General features: G+C 64.7%; 1 protein-coding gene. It reads left to right on the top strand.

Going from position 1 to position 1,723, the window contains the following annotated elements; genetic code table 11:
- On the top strand, positions 1–1,723 hold a 1,723-nt coding region (locus IB255_RS30435), incomplete at both ends, for an Ig-like domain-containing protein (RefSeq protein ID WP_192211275.1).

The raw sequence follows: 1,723 nt of genomic DNA, 5'->3' as shown, positions 1-1,723 counted from the left end.
ACACCACGCCGACCATCGACGGCAAGACCGAGCCGAACTCCGACGTGACCGTCACCTTCCCGACGGGCGAAGAGATCCACGCCAAGGCCGACGAGAACGGCGACTGGTCGGTGACCCCGACGCAGCCGCTGCCCGAGGGCAATAACGACATCACCGTCATCGCCACCGACCCGGCGGGCAACACCAGCGAGCCGACCGTCATCACTGTCGTCATCGACACCACCGCTCCGTCCGCGGACGCCTGGCTGGACCCAGCCTCCGACAGCGGCACCAAGGGCGACGGCATCACCAACGACACCACGCCGACCATCGACGGCAAGACCGAGCCGAACTCCGACGTGACCGTCACCTTCCCGACGGGTGAAGAGATCCACGCCAAGGCCGACGAGAACGGCGACTGGTCGGTGACCCCGACCCAGCCGCTGCCCGAAGGCAACAACGACATCACCGTCATCGCGACCGATCCTGCCGGCAACCAGAGCGAGCCGACCGTCATCTCCGTTGTGATCGACTCCACGGCTCCGTCGGCTCCGACCATCGACAGCATCGTCGACAACGATGATCCGTCGAACCTGATCGACATCCCGAAAGATGGCTCTACCAATGACACCACCCCGGTGATTTCCGGTGGCGGCGCCGAGCCGGGCGACATCATCCACGTCTTCGACGGCGGCAAGGAACTGGGCTCCACCACCGCCAAGGACGACGGCACCTGGTCGTTCGAGGTGCCGGCCGACAAGGCCCTGGCCGAAGGCGAGCATGACTTCACCGTCAAGGCCGAAGACCCGGCTGGCAACATCAGCGAACCGTCGCAGCCGTACCCGATCGTCATCGACACCACCGCACCGACCGCACCGGTCATCAAGGACGTGGTGGACAACGATGACCCGGCGCACCTGATCGACGTGCCGAAGAATGGTTCGACCAACGACACCACCCCGGTGATTTCCGGCGACGGTGCCGAGAAGGGCGACATCATCCACGTCTTCGACGGCGGCAAGGAGCTGGGCTCCACCACCGCCAAGGACGACGGCACCTGGTCGTTCGAAGTCCCGGCTGACAAGGCCCTGGCCGAAGGCGAGCACGACTTCACCGTCAAGGCTGAAGACCCGGCTGGCAACATCAGCGATGCGTCGCAGCCGTACCCGATCGTCATCGACACCACTGCGCCGACCGCACCGGTCATCAAGGACGTGGTGGACAACGATGACCCGGCGCACCTGATCGACGTGCCGAAGAATGGTTCGACCAACGACACCACCCCGGTGATTTCCGGTGACGGTGCCGAGAAGGGCGACATCATCCACGTCTTCGACGGCGGCAAGGAGCTGGGCTCCACCACCGCCAAGGATGACGGCACCTGGTCGTTCGAAGTGCCGGCCGACAAGGCCCTGGCCGAAGGCGAGCATGACTTCACCGTCAAGGCCGAAGACCCGGCTGGCAACATCAGCGATCCGTCGCAGCCGTACCCGATCGTCATCGACACCACGGCTCCGGACGACAAGACTACCCAGCTGACCATCAACACCGTGGCCGGAGATGATGTGCTCAATGCTGCCGAGGCAGATGTCCAGCAGACCATCAGCGGCAAGGCCACCGGCGAGTTCCAGAAGGGCGACGTTGTCAGCTTCACCCTGAACGGCACCGAGTACAGCGCCAAGGTTGCGGCAGACGGCTCCTGGAGTGTGCAGGTAGCCGGATCCGACCTGGCCAAGGAAACCAA

Source organism: Pseudomonas sp. PDM22, assembly GCF_014851965.1.
In the GTDB taxonomy this organism is placed as follows: Bacteria; Pseudomonadota; Gammaproteobacteria; order Pseudomonadales; family Pseudomonadaceae; genus Pseudomonas.
Note: the sequence above shows the minus strand (reverse complement) of the source record. Positions and strands in the feature narration are given on the sequence as shown.